The organism is Promicromonospora panici, assembly GCF_900608595.1.
Taxonomy (GTDB): Bacteria; Actinomycetota; Actinomycetes; order Actinomycetales; family Cellulomonadaceae; genus Promicromonospora; species Promicromonospora panici.
In genome coordinates, this window is the sequence record NZ_UWYY01000009.1 from 137,338 (window position 1) to 155,111 (window position 17,774).

18 protein-coding genes are annotated in these 17,774 nt (G+C 71.7%); 7 read left to right on the plus strand and 11 right to left on the minus strand.

Features of this window, described 5'->3' with window-relative positions; translation table 11 throughout:
- The first annotated feature begins 2 nt into the window (after nucleotides 1-2).
- Nucleotides 3-803: a LytR/AlgR family response regulator transcription factor gene (locus EW117_RS12185; RefSeq protein WP_129786980.1), complete on the plus strand. Its 801-nt coding sequence runs from the start codon at nucleotides 3-5 to the stop codon at nucleotides 801-803.
- A 124-nt stretch (nucleotides 804-927) separates the two neighbouring features.
- Nucleotides 928-2,133, plus strand: a complete 1,206-nt coding sequence (locus EW117_RS12190) for a sulfotransferase family protein (RefSeq protein WP_129786981.1) — start codon at nucleotides 928-930, stop codon at nucleotides 2,131-2,133.
- Nucleotides 2,134-2,293: 160 nt separating this feature from the next.
- Here the strand turns inward: EW117_RS12190 and EW117_RS12195 are convergent, their stop codons facing one another.
- Complete coding sequence (locus tag EW117_RS12195) at nucleotides 2,294-3,301, minus strand: trypsin-like serine peptidase (protein WP_129786982.1); 1,008 nt, start codon at nucleotides 3,299-3,301, stop codon at nucleotides 2,294-2,296.
- A gap of 178 nt (nucleotides 3,302-3,479) precedes the next feature.
- Between EW117_RS12195 and EW117_RS12200 the strand changes: the two genes are divergently transcribed.
- Nucleotides 3,480-3,884, plus strand: a complete 405-nt coding sequence (locus tag EW117_RS12200) for a DUF3054 domain-containing protein (RefSeq protein WP_242504251.1) — start codon at nucleotides 3,480-3,482, stop codon at nucleotides 3,882-3,884.
- Between the two features lie 160 nt (nucleotides 3,885-4,044).
- Here the strand turns inward: EW117_RS12200 and EW117_RS12205 are convergent, their stop codons facing one another.
- Nucleotides 4,045-4,779, minus strand: a complete 735-nt coding sequence (locus tag EW117_RS12205) for a non-canonical purine NTP pyrophosphatase (RefSeq protein WP_129786983.1) — start codon at nucleotides 4,777-4,779, stop codon at nucleotides 4,045-4,047.
- Between the two features lie 38 nt (nucleotides 4,780-4,817).
- On the minus strand, nucleotides 4,818-6,299 hold the full coding sequence (locus EW117_RS12210) for an MFS transporter (RefSeq protein ID WP_129786984.1): 1,482 nt from the start codon (nucleotides 6,297-6,299) through the stop codon (nucleotides 4,818-4,820).
- Nucleotides 6,300-6,475: 176 nt separating this feature from the next.
- On the opposite strand from EW117_RS12210, the gene EW117_RS12215 reads away from it, so the two are divergent.
- A complete protein-coding gene (locus EW117_RS12215; RefSeq protein WP_129786985.1) occupies nucleotides 6,476-6,943 on the plus strand; it encodes a winged helix-turn-helix transcriptional regulator in 468 nt (155 codons plus the stop codon).
- 3 nt (nucleotides 6,944-6,946) lie between these two features.
- On the opposite strand, the gene rph is transcribed toward EW117_RS12215, so the two are convergent.
- Nucleotides 6,947-7,699, minus strand: coding sequence for a ribonuclease PH (gene rph, locus EW117_RS12220; protein WP_129786986.1), 753 nt, complete (start codon nucleotides 7,697-7,699; stop codon nucleotides 6,947-6,949).
- A 120-nt stretch (nucleotides 7,700-7,819) separates the two neighbouring features.
- On the opposite strand from rph, the gene murI reads away from it, so the two are divergent.
- Together murI and EW117_RS12230 are read left to right on the plus strand one after the other, a co-directional pair.
- Nucleotides 7,820-8,623 (plus strand): glutamate racemase, encoded by an 804-nt coding sequence (gene murI, locus EW117_RS12225; RefSeq protein WP_129786987.1) that lies wholly within the window; start codon nucleotides 7,820-7,822, stop codon nucleotides 8,621-8,623.
- On the plus strand, nucleotides 8,623-9,450 hold the full coding sequence (locus EW117_RS12230; protein ID WP_129786988.1) for an MBL fold metallo-hydrolase: 828 nt from the start codon (nucleotides 8,623-8,625) through the stop codon (nucleotides 9,448-9,450). The genes murI and EW117_RS12230 overlap by 1 nt, the downstream gene beginning before the upstream one ends.
- A gap of 3 nt (nucleotides 9,451-9,453) precedes the next feature.
- Here EW117_RS12230 and EW117_RS12235 read toward each other — a convergent pair whose 3' ends face one another.
- The 5 genes from EW117_RS12235 to EW117_RS12255 all read right to left on the minus strand — a co-directional run bounded on the left by EW117_RS12235 (nucleotide 9,454) and on the right by EW117_RS12255 (nucleotide 14,339).
- Entirely contained in the window at nucleotides 9,454-10,212 is a 759-nt protein-coding gene (locus EW117_RS12235; protein WP_129786989.1) for a DUF2017 family protein, read from the minus strand.
- Complete coding sequence (gene clpS / locus EW117_RS12240) at nucleotides 10,209-10,517, minus strand: ATP-dependent Clp protease adapter ClpS (protein ID WP_129787088.1); 309 nt, start codon at nucleotides 10,515-10,517, stop codon at nucleotides 10,209-10,211. Before clpS ends, EW117_RS12235 begins: the two co-directional genes overlap by 4 nt.
- Nucleotides 10,518-10,699: 182 nt before the next feature.
- Nucleotides 10,700-12,148 carry a nicotinate phosphoribosyltransferase gene (locus EW117_RS12245; RefSeq protein WP_129786990.1) on the minus strand — a complete coding sequence of 483 codons (1,449 nt, stop codon included), beginning with the start codon at nucleotides 12,146-12,148 and terminating at the stop codon, nucleotides 10,700-10,702.
- Between the two features lie 86 nt (nucleotides 12,149-12,234).
- A complete protein-coding gene (locus tag EW117_RS12250) occupies nucleotides 12,235-14,040 on the minus strand; it encodes a DEAD/DEAH box helicase (protein WP_129786991.1) in 1,806 nt (601 codons plus the stop codon).
- Nucleotides 14,037-14,339, minus strand: coding sequence for a DUF3039 domain-containing protein (locus EW117_RS12255; protein ID WP_129786992.1), 303 nt, complete (start codon nucleotides 14,337-14,339; stop codon nucleotides 14,037-14,039). Before EW117_RS12255 ends, EW117_RS12250 begins: the two co-directional genes overlap by 4 nt.
- 158 nt (nucleotides 14,340-14,497) lie before the next feature.
- Here EW117_RS12255 and EW117_RS12260 point away from each other — a divergent pair, with 158 nt between their 5' ends.
- Complete coding sequence (locus EW117_RS12260) at nucleotides 14,498-15,916, plus strand: AAA family ATPase (RefSeq protein WP_129786993.1); 1,419 nt, start codon at nucleotides 14,498-14,500, stop codon at nucleotides 15,914-15,916.
- Between the two features lie 4 nt (nucleotides 15,917-15,920).
- Here EW117_RS12260 and nagB read toward each other — a convergent pair whose 3' ends face one another.
- Entirely contained in the window at nucleotides 15,921-16,700 is a 780-nt protein-coding gene (nagB, locus tag EW117_RS12265; protein WP_129786994.1) for a glucosamine-6-phosphate deaminase, read from the minus strand.
- A complete protein-coding gene (locus EW117_RS12270; protein ID WP_129786995.1) occupies nucleotides 16,700-17,716 on the minus strand; it encodes an ROK family protein in 1,017 nt (338 codons plus the stop codon). The genes nagB and EW117_RS12270 overlap by 1 nt, the downstream gene beginning before the upstream one ends.
- Nucleotides 17,717-17,774: the final 58 nt, after the last annotated feature.

The window sequence follows — 17,774 nt, forward strand, 5'->3', positions numbered from 1 at the left end:
GCATGCGCCCCCGCGCCCTGATCGTCGATGATGAGGCCCCGGCCCGCGCCGAGCTGCGCTATCTGCTGGAGGAGCTCGGGCAGGTCCAGGTGGTCGGCGAGGCCGCGAACGGCGAGGAGGCCCTCCTCCTCCTGCGGTCCCTCCCCTACGACCTGGTGCTGCTCGACATCCGCATGCCCGGGGGCAGCGGCCTCGAGGTGGCGGCCGCGCTGCGCGATCTGCCGTACCCGCCCAAGGTCATCTTCACCACTGCGTACCCGGACCACGCGGTCGAGGCCTTCGACCTCGCCGCCGCCGACTACCTGGTCAAGCCGTTCGACGCCGAACGCCTGCGGCGTGCGCTGGAGCGGGCGCTCGAGCATGCCGGGTCCGACGATGCGCAGGCGGGGGCCGCCGGTGGTGCGGGGGCGGGCGGAGCGTCGAACGGCGGGGCTGCCGGACGGCGCGGTGACGAGCCGGCGCAGCCGGAGCCGCTCGCCCGGGTGCCGGTGCAGCGCGACGGCCGCACGGTGCTCGTGGACCAGTCGGTGATCGTGTACGCCAGCGCCGCGCGCGGCTACTCCTACCTCAAGCTGGCCGACGAGCGGCTGCTGGTCACGTTCTCCCTGAACGAGCTGGAGCGGCGCCTGCGCGGGCACTTCTTCCGGTCCCATCGTTCCTACCTGGTGAACCTGGACCATGTGCGCGAGCTGGTACCGGACTTCAAGGGTGCGCTCGTGCTGGTCATGAACGACCGGCAGCGCAGCCAGGTCGAGGTCTCCCGTCGGCAGGCCCGCGAGCTGCGGCGTCGGCTGGGCGTCTGACCCCTCTGCCGCGCCTCCTGGCGCCGTCCGGCGGGCGGGCTTGTTTCCTTTACGGCGAATTGTCCCCTCAGGGACGATATGCGCAGCTACCCTGCACACCCGCGCCCACACCCCCTGGAGATACGTGTCCCAGACCACGCCTGCCCTTCGCCTGACCAACCTGTTCCTGGCTCCCGGGACCCGCACTCGCAGGGACCCCGACGCCGTCTTCGACAGGATCGTCGCGCGCGCCTCGCGCGGCCGCATGCCGCTGCGGGCCGAGTACGCGGCCGACCTGGACCACCTCCGGCTGGCCCTGCGGGCCTTCGCCAGGTTCCCGGGCCTGAGCCCGCTCGGCTGGATGGCGGGACAGGGCCTGGTCGAGAGCCGGGTCCGGAACCACGTGGTGGTGGGCGACCTCCGTGCCCGGCACCCCGGCATCGCGGACGAGCCGGTGGACGCCCCCGTGTTCGTGGTCGGCATGCCCCGGACGGGCACCACCCTCACCTACAACATCCTGTCCAGGTCACCGGAGCACCGCGGGCCGAAGCTCTGGGAGATGACCCACCTGGGCCTCGCCGTCGACGACGACACGGAGGCCGCGCTGATCCGGCGCACCCGGAAGAAGTACGCCATGGTGTCCAGGCTCAGCCCCACCTGGGACACCATCCACCCGCTCTACGCGGAGGCCGAGGAGGAGGACACGTTCATCCGGGCCCACTCGGAGCTGCATGCCTCGGCCGTGCCCATGCCGGAGTATCTCGAACGCCTGCGGACCTTCGACCACCGGACGGACTACCGGTTCCTGCGCGACACGCTCCAGGTCCTGTCCTACGGCCGTCCCGCCCGGCGCTGGGTGCTCAAGCACCCCGCGAACCTCTTTCACATGGCCGAGATCCGCGACGTGTTCCCCGACGCCAAGTTCGTGTGGACCCACCGGGCCCCGGAGGTCGCGCTGGCCTCGCTGTGCTCCCTCGCCGAGGCCTCCCAGCGGCTGCACCGGCACGAGGACGCCGTGGACCTCGCCCAGATCGGCCGCGACTGGGTGTCGATCATGTCGCGCGGCGTGTCCGGCGCGGTGGCTCAGCGCGCCGAGCTGGGTCCCGACGTCGTGCTCGACCTGCCGTACGACCGGCTCACCGGCGATCCGGGGACGGCGCTGCCGGAGCTCTTCACGCGGCTGGACGCGCGGTGGGGCGCCACCGACGACGCGAACCTGGCGGCCGCGCGCGAGACGCCGAAGACGCGGGCGCCGCACCGATACAGCCTGGACCGGTTCGGGCTGGACCACGCCGAGGTGAACGAGGCATTCGCCGACTACCTGGCCCTCCTCCCGGCCCTGCCGAGGTAGAACCAGGGCGAGGTAGAACCAGGGCGAGGTAGAACCAGGGCGAGGTAGGACTTCGGCGAGGTAGAACCTCAGCGCAGCCACAGCTCTACTTCGCCCTGGTCCTACCTCGCCAGAGTCCTACCTCGCCAGGGTTCTACCTCGGCAACCTGGGTTCAGGGCGTCAGAGGTTCGACGCCGAGCTGTACAGCGACTGGGCCACGGTGCCCAGGTACGGGCCGAACATGTAGTTCCGCAGGCTGCCCGCCCGGTACTTGAAGGAGTTCACCGAGTTGAGCGTGCCCAGACCGGTGGTCTCGTTGTAGTTCACGAACCACGGGCCGCCCGACGAGCCGCCGGTCATGTTGCAGTTCAGGCCCTGGTCCGCGCTGCCGCCGAACGTGTCCTGCACGACCGTGCCGTGGCACCAGGCGATGTCCGAGCCGTCGTACGGGTTGGCCGCCGGGTAGCCGAACGAGTACATGTACTGGCCGCGGGCCTGGTTGAACCCGATCGCCTGCCCGCCGACGACGTCGGTCAGGTGCGCCCCGTTCAGTGTGTTCATGACGGCGAACGCGACGTCGTAGTCGAAGTCGCCGCTGTTTTGCCACTGGGTCGTGGTGGTGAGCTGCCGAGCGGTGAAGGTGCCGTAGGGGCGGGCGCCGTCGTCGTACGCCGGCACGAACGCGAAGTTCGTCGCGTAGGCGCCCGGTCCCTCGTTGAGGCAGTGACCTGCTGTGAGCACGACGTCCTTGTTGCCGGAGCTCACGGCGCTGCCCGAGCAGACGTAGTTCGTGCCGCTGAGCGTGAAGAACACCTTGCCCGTGGTGTCGCGGACGTCGCCACCGCCGGAGTAGTAGCCACCCGTGAAGTCGGCGGCCGCGGTGGGCTTGGCCTTCGCCTGCGGGACCACCGTCGGCTGGCCGGCGGTCACGCTGCCGCCCGCCGAGGACTTGTCCTTGCCCGCCACCAGGACGTCGGCGGGGACGGCGTTGCGCATCCGCTGCGGGGTCCAGTACTCGACTACCTTGTCGTGAGCCGCCCGGGTGGTCGCCGCGGCGTGCACCGCGACGTTGCCGACTGCCTCGCTCGGCTGGGCCGTCGCGGGTGCGACGGACGCGACGGCGACGGTGCCGCCCAGCGCCAGAGCCGCCAGACCCGCGAGGATGGTGCGGGAGAGGTTGCTTTGCATGCTGCCTCCTTGATCACAAGACCCACCGGGACGGTGGGCCGGGAGGATCCTGGAACCTGGATGATTCAAGAAGCAACGCGCTATATGTCCGCTATGTAAATCTTCTCCGCAATGCGCAGTTTTCTGGCCGATATCTCGCAGCGAGAGTCCCCGACGGCCCGCGAGCTACCCTCGACCCGTGAGCACCACCACCCCGACCTCGCGCACCGCGCCCGTCTGGCCCGCCGCAGTGGCCGACGCCGTCGCCGTCCTCGCCTTCACCCTGATCGGCATCGCGTCGCACGACGGGTCGTTCGCCGCCGCGTTCGGTCGTGTGGTGTGGCCGTTCGCGCTGGCAGGCGTGATCGGCTGGGCCGTGACCCGTGCCTGGCAGGACCCGGCCCGGATCTGGCCCACCGGCGTGCTGATCTGGTTCGTCACCGTGGTCGGCGGCCTGGCGCTGCGCGGCGTCTCCGGCCAGGGGCTGGCCTGGTCGTTCGCGCTGGTCACGGCTCTCTTCCTGGCGATCACCTTGCTCGGCTGGCGCACTCTGGTGACGGCCATGCGCCGCGGTCAGACGGCGCGGAGCGGGACGGACGGCTGACCGAGGCCGCCACGGCGCCGGCCTCAAGAGCAGGGCTGTAACCGACCGAAGTCAGCGAGATCGGTCGGATGGTATGAGATCGGTCGGTTGATTGACCGATCTCGTACCAACGGACCGAAGTCAGCGAGATCGATCCGTTGCACGGACCGAGACCAGAGGCTCAGCGCGAGCCGGAGCCCAGCACCTCGAGTATTGCCGGCGCCAGCGCGCGGAACGCCTTGCCGCGGTGCGAAATCGCGTTCTTCTCGTCCGGGTCCAGCTCCGCGGCGGTCCGACGGCGGCCGGAGGCACCCGCGCCGTCGCCCGCTCCGTCGGCCGCGCCCACGCCCATGCCCACGCCCGCGCCCGCGTCGGCCACGCCGGGCGCCGCCTCGTCCGGGACCAGGATCGGGTCGTAGCCGAACCCGTTGGTGCCGCGCGGCGCCGTCTCCAGCACTCCCCGCATCTCGCCGATGCGCACCTCCTCGCGACCTTCGGGTGTGACCAGCGCGGCGGCGCACACGAACCCTGCCTGACGATGTTCGGGGCGCACGTCACCCAGCTGGCCGAGCAGCAGCTCGAGGTTCGCGAGGTCGTCCCCGTGCTTGCCGGCCCAGCGCGCCGAGAAGATCCCGGGCGCGCCGCCCAGCACGTCCACGGCGAGGCCCGAGTCGTCGGCGACGGCGGGCAGCCCGGTGGCGGCGCACACCGCGCGGGCCTTGATGAGCGCGTTCTCGGCGAACGTCACGCCGTCCTCAACGGGCTCGGGCGCGCCGACCTCGCCGGAGGTGACCAGCTCGCCGTCGGACAGGTCGAGGCCCGACGCCGCCAGGATGGCCCGCAGCTCGCCGACCTTCTTGGCGTTGTGCGTCGCGAGAACGATGCGGGCGGCGGTCGGCACGATCAGGGAGTTCATGCCCCGATCATGCCAGCCGCCGCCCGCCTGGCTGCTCCTCACACGGATGCGAGTGCCGGCTCCGGCTGCCCGACGACGGCGCCCGCCACCGGCACCTCGCCGGCCACCCGCGGGCCGTCGTCCGCCGAAGCGTCCCGGTCGCCCGCACCGGCGCCGCCCGCACCGTCCCGGTAGTGCCGGCTCATCGTCCGGTACTGCCGGCTGGCCAGCGCCGCCGCCGTCAGCACCAGGCCGAGCACCGCCAGCAGCATGAGCACCAGCGCGATCCCCCGGGCAGGCCCGGTGCCGAACCAGCCGCCGATCAGGGCGGCGCCGGCGCCGTCGGTCATGAACGGCTGGAACACGAACTCGGTGAGCGGGCTGATGAAGAACGCCGTCAGCGGCGCCGCCACCATCTCGACACTGTGTGCGAACCCGAGCACCCGGCCCTGCCGCTCGTACGGCACGACCTTCTGCAGCACCGTCTGCTCGGACGCCTCCGCGAACGGCATGACGAACAGGTACACCGCGAACCCGGCCACCAGCAGCACGACGCTGTGCTGGATCGGCAGCAGGAACGTGGCCGCCCACATGATCAGGTTGACCACGAGCAGCGTCCGCAGCGGGTTGCGCCCGACGCCGCGCTTGGCGACGACCAGCCCGCCCAGGATCATGAACACGCTGATCCCGCCCCACGCGAACCCCCAGGCCTGGACGGACATCAGCGACAGCCCGTACGGGTCGGCCAGCGCCATCAGGCCGCCGCCGAGCAGGTTGTTCAGCAGCGTGAAGCCGATCAGCGCCCACATCCCCGGGATCTGGCTCACCAGACGCAGAGTCCCGCGCAGGTCGACCTTCTTGGGCTCACCCGCCGCCGCGGCCTCGGCCAGCGACTCCGGCACCGGCAGGCGGTGCAGGTGCACGACGGCGGCGGTCAGCACCACCACGGCGACGACCAGCACGCCCAGCATCCCGCTCGACGCGACCAGCAGCCCGCTGATCACCGACGTCACGAGGTGGGAGATGCCCGACGTCGTACCGACGAGGCCGTTGGCCCGGTCGCGGCGCGACTCGTCGAACAGCGCGGTGACGACGGTGGTCATCGCGATGCCCCGCACGTTGCCCGCCATGACGCCGGCCATCACGAGCAGCACGAGCGCCCACAGCTGGAAGTTCGCCGGATCGGTCCACACGGCCGCGGGCGTGGTCACGTACAACCCGAGCGCCGCGAGGTAGAAGGCCAGCGACACGGCCGCCGAGGCCTGCATCACCGTCTTCTTCCGATGGTGGTCGACCAGCGACCCGAACCACACGCCGGTCGAGACCATCGCGACCAGGAAGATGCCAGAGATCACGCCGGCCGCGAAGACCGATGTCGTCTCCAGGTACACCCAGAACGTGACCGCGAACCAGACGGTGAAGTTGACCACCGATGCCAGGCTCACGTTCACCAGGAGGTGCGCGAAGGTCCGCACCTCGGGGTCCTGCATGCGCAGCTTCGCCACGCCGTTCGACGCCGTCTGCGTCTCGTTCGCGCTCATCTGAAGCTCCTCGAGTCCCGGGTCCTTGTGGACCCTGTGTCAATTCACTACGATCTTCGTAGTGATCATGCAGAGTTGACGGAGCGGGTCGCGGAGAATCATCGGTCCGGCGGCAACGAGTTTTCCGGGCCGGGAACGTCGGTCAGAAAAGCGGGATCCGAGGACGGGAGGGCATCATGAAGCGCGCGAGCGGCAAGTCCACCTGCCCCGTGAACTTCGGGCTGGAGGCGTTCGGCGACCCGTGGTCCCTGCTCGTGGTGCGCGACGTCGTCTACTTCGGGAAGCACACGTTCAACGAGTTCCTGGCGTCCGACGAGGCCATCTCACCGAGCGTGCTGTCCGCCCGCCTCGACTCGCTGACGGACGCCGGGATCCTGCGCCGGTCCACCGACCCGGCAGACCGGCGCCGCGTGCGCTACGACCTCACCGAGCGGGGCCTCGGACTGATCCCGATCATGGTCGAGATCGCCGAGTGGAGCGCCGCGCACGACCCCGACACGGGCGCGCCGGCGGTCTGGATCGCCCTCGTCCGCGACAACAAGCCCGACATGCTCCGCCGCTACAACGACACCGTGCGCCGCGGCGGCAGCGTGTTCGTGGGCGAGGACAGCGTCGCAGCGCAGGTCGAGGCCGCGCGCGTTTAGAGGTCAGAGCTCCTTCGCGAGGGCTTCCTGCTGGAGCTTGGCGAGCTCGGCAGTGCCGCCGACCGCCAGGTCGAGCAGCGAGTCGAGCTCGGCGCGGTCGAACGGCGCGTGCTCGGCGGTGCCCTGCACCTCGATGAACTTGCCGGAGCCCGTGACCACGACGTTCATGTCGGTCTCGGCGCGCACGTCCTCGACGTAGGGCAGGTCGAGCATCGGGGTCCCGTCGATGATGCCGACCGAGACGGCGGCGACGGAGTCGGACAGCACCTGCTTGCCGCCCTTGATGTGCCCGTGCCGGCGCCCCCACGCGATGGCGTCGACGAGGGCCACGTACGCCCCGGTGATCGCCGCGGTGCGGGTACCGCCGTCGGCCTGGAGCACGTCGCAGTCCAGCACGATCGAGTTCTCGCCGAGCGCGCTCATGTCGACGACGGCGCGCAGCGACCGGCCGATCAGGCGCGAGATCTCGTGCGTGCGGCCGCCGATCTTGCCCTTCACGGACTCGCGCGGGCTGCGCTCGTTGGTGGCGCGCGGCAGCATCGCGTACTCGGCCGTGACCCAGCCCTCGCCGGAGCCCTTGCGCCAGCGCGGCACGCCCTCGGTGAACGACGCGACGCACAGCACGCGCGTGCGGCCGAACTCCACGAGCACGGATCCCTCGGCCTCGTCGAGCCATCCCCGGGTGATCTTCACGGGGCGGAGCTGATCGGTGGCGCGCCCGTCGGCGCGGGCGACTGTGTCGGTGCTGGAGGTCATGCGCCAAGCGTAGGTGGTCCTGTCCGGGGCCGTTCTGACCTGCCGGAACGTGTCACGCGTCACGCGTGGCACGGCTCACGAGCAACGGTGACCACACCATGTCATCGCTAGGCTTCACCCGTGAACGACGCGCCCATCGGGATCTTCGACTCCGGCCTCGGCGGCCTCACGGTCGCGCGCGCCATCCTGGACCAGCTCCCCAACGAGCAGGTCCGGTACCTCGGCGACACCGTGAACAGCCCCTACGGTCCCAAGCCCATCGCCGCCGTCCGCGCCATGGCGCTGGACGCCATGGACCGGCTCGTGGCCGACGGCGTGAAGATGCTGGTCATCGCGTGCAACACAGCGTCGTCCGCGATGATGCGCGACGCCCGCGAGCGGTACGAGCTGCGGCACGGCATCCCCGTGGTCGAGGTCATCCTGCCCGCGGCCCGGGCCGCGGTGACCGCCACGCGGTCCGGCCGGATCGGCGTCATCGGCACGCGCACCACCGTGCAGTCGCGCGCATACGACGACGCGTTCCACGTCACCCCGGGCCTGACGATCACGAGCCAGGCGTGCCCGGAGTTCGTGCGCTTCGTCGAAGAGGGCAAGACATCGGGCCCCGAGGTGCAGAAGTTCGCGCACGAGTACCTCGACCCGGTGAAGGCCGCCGGCGTCGACACGCTGGTGCTGGGCTGCACGCACTACCCGCTGCTCGCCGGAGCCATCTCGTACGTCATGGGCGAGGAGGTGACGCTGGTGTCCAGCGCCGACGAGACCGCGAAGGACGTGTACCGCACCCTCGTGGAGCACGGCCTGGAGCGCACGCCCGACGTCGGCGCACCGGTGCACCGCTTCCTGACCACCGGCGACCCGGCGCCGTTCGGGCAGCTCGCCAGCCGGTTCCTGGGCCCCGAGGTCTCCCTCGTGGAGGCCGTCTGATGCGCCTGGTCCCCTTCGGGGTGTCCGGGTCGTTCCCGGGCCCGGCCACACCTGCGTCCTCGTACCTGGTGCACGTCTCGGCCGCCGAGTCGGCCGCCGCGGGCCACGAGGCGCGGGACTGGAACGTCGTGCTCGACCTCGGCAACGGCGCGTTCGGCGCCCTGCAGCGGCACATGGACCCGATGGCGCTCGACGCCGTGTCCATCTCGCACCTGCACCCCGACCACTGCGCGGACCTCGCGGGCCTGTACGTCTACCTGCGCTACCACCCCGAGCGCGGTTCGCTGCGAGACGGCGGCCGAGGCGCCCCGCTGCCCGTCTACGGCCCGTCGACCGCCGAGCGGCACGTCGCGCTGTCCTACGGGCTGAGCGACGGCGAGTCGATGGAGAACGACTTCGACTTCCGGTCCTGGGCCGAGCACGAACTCGTCGAGGTCGGTCCGCTGACGATCGAGCCGCACCGGGTGTTCCACCCGGTCGAGACGTACGGGGTCCGGATCACCGGCCCGTCGTCGTCGGGCGGCACGACGACGCTCGCCTACACGGGCGACACCGACGCCTGCACCTCCGTCGTCGAGCTCGCGCGCGACGTCGACCTGCTACTCAGCGAGGCCGCGTTCCTCGAGGGACGCGACGACGTGGTCGAGCGCGGCATCCACCTGACCGGCCACCGTGCGGGTCAGGTGGCGACCGACGCCGGTGCCCGCCGTCTGCTGCTCACGCACCTGCCGGTCTGGAACGACCCGGCCGACACCCTGGCCGAGGCGCGCGGCTCGTACGCCGGGCCGGTCGAGGTCGCGGAACAGGGCAAGACCTACGAGCTCTGAGCGTCAGACCGCGCCCGGGGGACGGCGTCCGCGGAGCTCCGCGAGCATCACGTCCATCAGCGTCTCCTGGGCGTAGCCCGCCGCGACGAACACGCCGGACCAGAAGCGCCGGGCCGCGCGGCCGTCGGTCGCCACGGGGATCTCGCGACCGGCCTGCCGGTCCCACATGATCTCGTCGGTGAGCTGCATGACCTGGTCGTCTGACTTCAGGCCGAGCCGCTCCGCGATCACGAGCCGCACGTCGGTGAGCGCCCCCGCGAACTGCTCGGCGTCCTCGCGCGGGACCCGCACCGGCGGCGGCGCCCCGTGCCGGCCCAGCGGCGACGGCGCGTCGTCCCCCGTGGGCAGGTCGAGCAGCGCGGCGAACGCCTCGAGCCGGTCCACCTTGCCCTGGGCGACGTCGTTCTGGGTCAGCCGGCGGAACTCGGCGGCCATCTCCGAGTCGTTCTTGCTCGCGTCCGGCAGGAGCCGCCGCGCCGCGGGGTCCGTCGGGATGCGTCCCACACCGGTCACTCCCGTCAGCCGGGCGAGGTCGGCGTCCGTCAGCTCGTCCGGGGCCAGCAGGCCGTTGGCCCACGCCTGCCCCTTGCCCGGCCCGGGATGCGTCGAGGGGCCTGGATCGTCGCCGTCGTCGAACAGGTCGAGGCCCGCCTCCTCGCGGAGCATGTCCGCGACGTCGCGTGCCACCCGGGCCAGGACGATCCGCTCCACGGGCTCGAACCTGGCCTCGTAACCCCGCCGCATGGCGCGGAACGGCGTCATGCGGCTCCCCGCGCGCCCGACTCCTGCAGCGTCGCCCACAAACCGAACCCGTGCATCGCCTGCACGTCCACCTCCATGCGTTCGCGCCCACCACTGGACACCACCGCGCGACCGTTCTTGTGCACCTGAGTCATGAGCCGTTCTGCCTTGACGCGCGGGTACCCGAAGTAGCTCTCGAAGACGTACGTCACGTACGACATCAGGTTCACCGGGTCGTTCCACACGATCGTCACCCACGGGTCGGCGACCCCCGAGGCGAGGTCCGCATCGGTGTCCTCCTCGACGGCCGTCCCGGCTGACCCCATGGGTATGAGCAGCGGCGGTGGGGAAGAAGTCACGGTCTCACTCTAGGCGGTTTCGTCCCTCGACTGGACACCCCTGTCCAAGATTTTCGCGAAGTTGTCGCCGGGCTGTGACCTGCAACCCTTCGTCGGTCACAGGTGGCTCACAGGTCGGTCCCGATGCAGGTCCGAACGTCGGTCCAGGCTCAGTCGAGCAGGCTCTCCAGCCGGAGGTCCACGGTCGGGATCGCCGGGTCACCGTCGGACAGGCGGCGTGCTCCGCGCGGCAGCTCCGCGCGCACCATGCCGTGGTTGATGGCGGCGTTCGCCACCCCGTACGGACCCACCCAGCGCGAGTCGACGGCGCCGTCGACGACCATCGGCGCGAGCAGCGGCCGCAGGTCGTCGCTCTGCGGCGTCCACTCGGCCACCGCGTCGTCCGGCCCGGTCACCATGATCTCCTCGACGGCGTGGCCATCCCGGCCGTAGCGCCGCGCGGCGGCCTTGCGCCCGCCCCGGGAGGCCTTGTTCGCCGAGGCCTTGGCCACCGGCTGCAGCACGCCCGACGCGTCGGCGCGCGCCACCAGCTTGTAGACCATGCCGCACGTCGGCGCGCCGGACCCGGTGACCACCGACGTGCCGACGCCGTACACGTCGACCGGCGCCGCGGCCAGGGCGGCTATCGCGTACTCGTCGAGGTCGGAGGTGACCACGATCTTCGTGTCGCGCGCACCGAGCTCGTCGAGCTGTTTGCGCACCTCCTGCGCCAGACCGCCGAGGTCACCGGAGTCGAGGCGCACGGCGCCCAGCCCGGTCCCCGCCACGTCGACGGCGGTCGCCACGCCCTGCTTCACGTCGTACGTGTCGACGAGCAGGGTGGTGCCCGGGCCCAGCGAGGCGACCTGCGAGGCGAACGCGTCCCGCTCCGAGTCGTGCAGCAGCGTGAACGCGTGTGCGGCGGTGCCGATCGTGTCCAGGCCGTACCGCATACCGGCCTCGAGGTTCGACGTGCCGGCGAAGCCGCCGATCACCGCCGCCCGGGCCGCCGCGACCGAGGCCTGCTCGTTCGCCCGGCGCGAGCCCATCTCCAGCACGGGACGCCCGCCGGCCGCGCTCGTCATGCGCGACGCCGCCGACGCCACCGCCGAGTCGAAGTTCAGGATCGACAGGACCAGGGTCTCCAGCAGCACGGACTCGGCGAAGGTGCCCTCCACCTGCAGCACCGGAGAGCCGGGGAAGAACACCTCACCCTCGGCGTACCCCTGGATGGTCCCGGTGAACCGGTAGTTCGCCAGGTAGTCGAGGGTCCTGCGGTCCACCACTCGGTTCTCCTCGAGGTACGCCAGCTCGGTGTCCTCGAAGACGAAGTGTGGCAGCGCTTCCAGAACGCGGCCGGTCCCTGCCAGCACGCCGTATCGGCGCCCGGCCGGGAGCCGTCGCGTGAACACCTCGAACACGCAGTGCCGATGGGCCGTACCGTCCGCGAGCGCCGCCTGGAGCATGGTCAGCTCATAGCGGTCGGTCAGCAGCGCGACCGACGGGCGCACCGCCGGCAGGGGTGCTGCGGGAAGCGGCCGGGGTTCATTGACACCGTTGTCGAACACAGGCCACGAGTCTGTGAGCGGGGCGCCGATGCCCCGAAGCTCGTCGGTCATGCACTCACGGTAGGCCAGAGAGCCGCCCCGGGCGGCGCGAACAGGGCCGGGACGGCCTCTTGTCTCAACATGCGGATCCTCATGCTCTACTTCTGCCCGACGAACCAGCGCCGGACCTGGGCGACACGCGCCGTCAGCTGGTCGGCGGTCGCGAGCGGTACCTCGGGCCCACCGCACTTGCGGCGCAGCTCGGTGTGGATGATCCCGTGCGGCTGCCCGCTGCGTTTGGCCCACGCCGACACGAGCTTGGACAGCTCCTTGCGCAGCTCGGCCGCGCGGCGGTGCTCCTGCTCGGACCGCTCGTTCTCCACCTCGCGGGCGGTCGGCGCGCCGCCGCGCGCCTTGAGGTGGTCTGCCTGGCGCTGCCGCAGCAGCGTGGCCACCTGGTCGGGCTCCAGGAGCCCGGGCAGGCCGAGGAAGTCGAGCTCCTCCGCGGAGCCGAGGTCCGCGCTCGTGCCGAACTCGCCGCCGTCGAACAGGACCCGGTCGAACGACGCCTGGGCCTCCAGCGCCTGGAACGAGCCCTGCAGCTCGCTCGACGCCTTCTCCTCCCGGTTGGCCTCCGCGATGAGCGCGGCCTCCGGGTCGTACTCGATGCCCTGCTCCTCGGCCGTGCGCGGCCGGTCGAGCGCATGGTCGCGTTCCTGCTCCATGGAGTTGGCCAGGTTCAGCAGCGGCGCGACGCTCGGCAGGAAGATCGACGCCGTCTCGCCGCGCTTACGGGCACGCACGAACCGGCCGATCGCCTGCGCGAAGTACAGCGGCGTCGAGGCACTCGTGGCATACACGCCGACGGCGAGGCGTGGCACGTCCACGCCCTCCGACACCATGCGCACGGCGACCATCCAGCGGTCCTCGCTCTGCGCGAACTCCTCGATGCGCCCGGACGCGCCCTCGTCGTCGGACAGGACGACGGTGGGGCGCTTGCCCGTGATCTCCTGCAGGTGCGCGGCGTAGGCGCGCGCGTTGTCCTGGTCGGTGGCGATGACCAGGCCGCCGGCGTCGGGCACGGTGCGGCGCACCTCGGTGAGACGTTTGTCGGCCGCCGAGAGCACCGACGGGATCCACTGGCCCTCCGGGTCCAGGGCGGTGCGCCACGCCTGCCCGGTCATGTCCTTGGTCATGGCCTCGCCGAGCCGGGCGCTGACCTCGTCGCCCATCTTGGTGCGCCAGCGCATGTCGCCCGCGTAGGACATGAACAGGACCGGCCGGACGACGTGGTCGCGCAGGGCCTCGCCGTAGCCGTAGGTGTAGTCGGCCTTGGAGCGGCGGATGCCCTCGGCGTCGGCCTCGTACTCGACGAACGGGATGGCGGACGTGTCGCTGCGGAACGGGGTGCCGGTGAGCGCAAGCCGGCGCTCGGCCACCTCGAAGGCCTCACGAACGGCGTCGCCCCAGCTCAGGGCGTCACCGCCGTGGTGTACCTCGTCCAGGATCACGAGGGTGCGCGCGGCCTCCGTCCGGGCGCGGTGCAGCGCCGGCTTGGCCGCCACCTGCGCGTAGGTCAGGGCGACGCCGTCGTAGTGCGAGCCGTGCCGGCCCTGCGAGTTCTTGAAGTGCGGGTCGATACGGATGCCGACACGGGCGGCGGCGTCGGCCCACTGGGTCTTCAGATGCTCGGTGGGCGCCACGACCGTGACGCGCCGGACGATGCCCTGTTCGAGGAGCTCGGTGGCGATGCGGAGCGCGAACGTCGTCTTGCCCGCGCCAGGGGTGGCGACGGCCAGGAAGTCCCGCGGGTTCCTCTCGCGGTACTGCTCCAGGGCCTCCGCCTGCCAGGCGCGCAGACTCGACGCCGTGCCCCAGGGGGCACGACGTGGAAAGGCAGGGCTAAGCGACGATGCGGCCGCAGACGACGGTGTGTGGGGCAGCTGCTGCGGCTGGCTCGTCACTTGGAGGAGTCGCCCTCGCCGCCGTCCTGCGGGTCACGGAGACCGTCGTAGATCTCTTTGCACTTGGGACACACCGGGAACTTGCCCGGGTCCCGGCCGGGGACCCAGACCTTGCCGCAGAGCGCGATCACGGGCTTGCCGCTCATGGCGGACTGCATGATCTTCTCCTTGCGCACATAGTGCGCGAAGCGCTCATGGTCCCCGGGCTGGGTCTCCTCCCGGGTCTCCTCGCGCTCGAGGACGCTCGTACCGCCCTGCGTGCGCGGGTCGTCCTGCGGGTTGGAGAGTGGTTCGGTCATGCCGAGAAGTCTACGCGGGACCACCGACACCCTCTCCAGCGGCACGCGCTCCGGAGCAGGTCCGGGCCTGTTCGCGGGACGTCCCAGGGGTGCGGCGGGACGATCCGGCCGCGGAAAGCCTTGCGTCGGTGTCGGTGACCACGGCTATAACTGTCTGCATGTCACATCCCCGCCCTGAGAGGAGCCTCACTCTGCCCGACGACGGCACCGTCTCCCCTGCCGACCTCGCCGAGACCTTGTCCACCACTCTTTCCGCCGACCTGACCGATGGGCTGCCCAGCGGCCTGCACGATCCTGTCTGGCCCGACTTCGGCGACAACGACGAGGCCGCGCGGCGCGCCGTGGCAGCCGTGGCCGCCATGCTCGGCCGCCCCATCCCCGAACGTCCGAGGGACCCGCGCTCGTCGAGCGAGTGGCTGAGCCGCCAGTGGGACGTCGAGGAGAGCGCGCTCGTCAACGTCTCGCGCGACATGTCGCGCACGCTGCAGCGCCTGCACGGCTACGCCCTCCAGCGCTGGGTGGAGCGGCACCAGGACGACGTCGCCGTGTTCGGCCCGGGCGGTGCCCCGCAGCGAGCGGCCCTCGACCTGGGCAACGGCACGTCCGTGAGCGTGCCGGCCGTTGCCACGGTCCTCTTCCCGGCTAGGTCCGCATACAAGACGCCGGTCGCCGTCGAGGTGGCCTACCGGTACGGGACGCCCACGGTCACGGCCTTCACGCCGCCGGGCGGCCTCGCGCTCGCCGAGCGGGTCCTCGCGGACCTGACCCGCACGCTGGAGGACGAGCACCCCTACCGCGGCGGAGTCCTGTCGGCGCGGGCGTCGACCGGCGCCGTCGAGCTGACGCCGGTCAAGCACACTGTCCAGGTGCGCGACGACGTGGTGCTGCCCGCCGAGCTGTGGCGCGAGGTCGACCTGTTCTGCTCCAGCGTGACCACGCGCCGGGACGCCCTGCGGGCCCTGGGCCACACGACGTCGCGCGGGCTGCTGCTGGCGGGAAAGCCGGGTGTCGGCAAGACGAAGCTCACACGCGTGATCGCCACCGAGCTCGCCGGGCCGCTCACCGTGGTGCTCGTCACCGCCGAGGTGCTGCGCACCTGGATGACCGAGCTGTACGAGGAGATCCGCGGCCTGGGCCCGTGCCTCGTGGTCCTGGAGGAGATCGACTCGGTGGCGTCCAAGGGCTCGCGCGGGGACACGTCGTTCGCCGAGTTCCTCGACGCCCTGGACGGCACCCGCAGCTCCGACGACGTGCTCACCCTGGCCACCACGAACGACCCGGAGGCGCTCGACCCGGCGGTCAAGCGCCCCGGGCGCTTCGACACGATCATCGAGGTACCGCCGCCGGACCTGGCGGGACGCACGGAGATCCTGCGGCTCTTCCTGCCGCCCCGGTCCCCCGTCGACGTCGGTCTGGTCGCCTCCTACCTGGACGGCGCCACCGGTGCGGACCTGCGCGAGGTCGCCCGGCGCTCGATCCTGGAGCACGGCCCAGACGGGCTGAGCACCGCCCGGGTCACCGACGTGGCGACGTCGGGCCGGTGGAAGCCGGCGCCCGTCGCGGGCAACTACCTCTGACGGGTCAGAGACCCTGCCAGTCCGGCTTCTCGGCGTAGGTCTGCCGGTAGTAGTCGGCGAGCTGCAGGCGGGACGCCGCCGCGTCGTCGACCAGCACCGTCGCGTGGGGGTGCAGCTGCATGATGGTGGCGGGCCACATCGCCGAGACGGGGCCCTCCACGAGCTGGTGCACCGCCTCGGCCTTGGTGCGCCCGGAGGCCAGCAGCACCAGGTGCCGCGCCGACATGATCGTGGCCAGGCCCTGGGTGAGGCAGTGCCGGGGCACGTCGTCGACCGAACCACCGAAGAACCGCGCGTTGTCCTCACGGGTCTGCTTCGTCAGGGTCTTGATCCGGGTGCGGGACGCCAGCGACGAGCCCGGCTCGTTGAACGCGATGTGCCCGTCGGTGCCGATACCGAGGATCTGCAGGTCGACGCCGCCGGCGTCCGCGATGGCCTTCTCGTACGCGGCGCAGGCCGCCGGGAGGTCGGCGGCGAGGCCGTCCGGGCCCTGCACCGCGCCAGGCGCGAGGTCGACGCGGGACGCGAACTCCTTGTTGATGACGTTGCGGTACCGCTCCGGGTGGTCCGCGGGCAGGCCCACGTACTCGTCCAGCATGAACGCCCGGACCCGCGCGAACGAGAGGCCCTCCTTGTGCCGGCGCACGAGCTCGTCGTACACCGCGAGCGGCGACGACCCGGTGGCCAGCCCCAGCACCGCCTCCGGGTTGGCGCGTACCAGCCCCTCGACGGCGTCCGCCGCCAGCCGCGCGAGCTCGCCCGGGGGCGCGATCACGACCTCCATCAGCTTCTCCTCCCGAGGACAGCGGCGCCGACCGCCGCGACCGGAACATCGGTCGGCGCGAGCCGGACTCGCTCCGCCAGCTTGAGCGAACCCAGGAACGGCGACACCTTGGCCTGCTCGCGCAGCGCGTCCTGCACCGCGTCGAGCAGCTCTGTGCCGAGCTGGGCCACACCTCCGCCGAGCACTACGTGGCGCACGTCGGTGGTCAGCACCAGCAGCCGAACGGCCGCGGCCGTGGCGGACGCGAACCTGTCCTTGACCACTATCGCCTCCTCGTCGCCCGCGCGCGCCGCATCGAAGAGCTCGACCGGCGACGGCTTGCCGTGCCGCGACGGCCACGCCGCCTCCAGCGCCTTGCCCGACGCGAACCGCTCCAGGCAGCCGCGCTGCCCGCACGGGCACTCCGGCCCGAGCGGGTCCACGGGGATGTGCCCGATCTCGCCCGCCGCACCGCTCGCGCCGCGCCGCAGCTGCCCGTCGAGCACCAGCCCGGACGCGAGGCCCGTGCCGAGCGCGAGGAACGCGAGGTCCTCGTGGTCGCGCGCCCCGCCGTCCTGTTCGACGCCGTCCTGCTCGGCCGACCGCTCCAGGACGTGCGCCGCGCCGACGGCGGCCACGTTGAGGTCGTTCTCGACCACCACGGGCACGCCGCCCAGCTCGGCGGACAGCAGGTCGGCGAGTGCGAGCTCGTCGTCGTGCACACCCAGATTGACCGCGTGCTTCACCGTGCCGGACCGGTGGTCGACGATGCCGGGGATACCCAGCCCGACGCCCGCCAGGCGCGAGATCTCCACCCCGCCCGACGCGGCGACGTCGCGCACCGCCTGCGTCGCGCCCGCGATCAGCCCGTCGGCGCCGTGCACCGTGGACCGGCGCACGGTGGAGACCACGTCGCCCTCCGGATCCAGGAGTGCGCCGAGGATCTTGGTGCCGCCGATGTCGAGACCGACCGTGTACGCGGACTCGCGCCCGGACCCCGTCCGGGCGCGAGCCTTCCCCTTGCCGACCTGTCCCATCCCGACCTTTCGCTTGCTGGGCCCGCCCCTGCTGGACTTGCCTGTTGTGGACCTGCCG

What these genes read in the sequence shown, in the direction of transcription:
- EW117_RS12185 (WP_129786980.1), top strand. Translation starts at nt 3, where the DNA reads ATGCGCCCCCGCGCCCTGATCGTCGATGATGAGGCCCCGGCCCGCGCC.
- EW117_RS12195 (WP_129786982.1), bottom strand. Translation starts at nt 3,301, where the DNA reads ATGCAAAGCAACCTCTCCCGCACCATCCTCGCGGGTCTGGCGGCTCTG.
- EW117_RS12205 (WP_129786983.1), bottom strand. Translation starts at nt 4,779, where the DNA reads ATGAACTCCCTGATCGTGCCGACCGCCGCCCGCATCGTTCTCGCGACG.
- EW117_RS12210 (WP_129786984.1), bottom strand. Translation starts at nt 6,299, where the DNA reads ATGAGCGCGAACGAGACGCAGACGGCGTCGAACGGCGTGGCGAAGCTG.
- EW117_RS12215 (WP_129786985.1), top strand. Translation starts at nt 6,476, where the DNA reads ATGAAGCGCGCGAGCGGCAAGTCCACCTGCCCCGTGAACTTCGGGCTG.
- rph (WP_129786986.1), bottom strand. Translation starts at nt 7,699, where the DNA reads ATGACCTCCAGCACCGACACAGTCGCCCGCGCCGACGGGCGCGCCACC.
- EW117_RS12230 (WP_129786988.1), top strand. Translation starts at nt 8,623, where the DNA reads ATGCGCCTGGTCCCCTTCGGGGTGTCCGGGTCGTTCCCGGGCCCGGCC.
- EW117_RS12235 (WP_129786989.1), bottom strand. Translation starts at nt 10,212, where the DNA reads ATGACGCCGTTCCGCGCCATGCGGCGGGGTTACGAGGCCAGGTTCGAG.
- clpS (WP_129787088.1), bottom strand. Translation starts at nt 10,517, where the DNA reads ATGGGGTCAGCCGGGACGGCCGTCGAGGAGGACACCGATGCGGACCTC.
- EW117_RS12245 (WP_129786990.1), bottom strand. Translation starts at nt 12,148, where the DNA reads ATGACCGACGAGCTTCGGGGCATCGGCGCCCCGCTCACAGACTCGTGG.
- EW117_RS12255 (WP_129786992.1), bottom strand. Translation starts at nt 14,339, where the DNA reads ATGACCGAACCACTCTCCAACCCGCAGGACGACCCGCGCACGCAGGGC.
- EW117_RS12260 (WP_129786993.1), top strand. Translation starts at nt 14,498, where the DNA reads ATGTCACATCCCCGCCCTGAGAGGAGCCTCACTCTGCCCGACGACGGC.
- nagB (WP_129786994.1), bottom strand. Translation starts at nt 16,700, where the DNA reads ATGGAGGTCGTGATCGCGCCCCCGGGCGAGCTCGCGCGGCTGGCGGCG.
- EW117_RS12270 (WP_129786995.1), bottom strand. Translation starts at nt 17,716, where the DNA reads ATGGGACAGGTCGGCAAGGGGAAGGCTCGCGCCCGGACGGGGTCCGGG.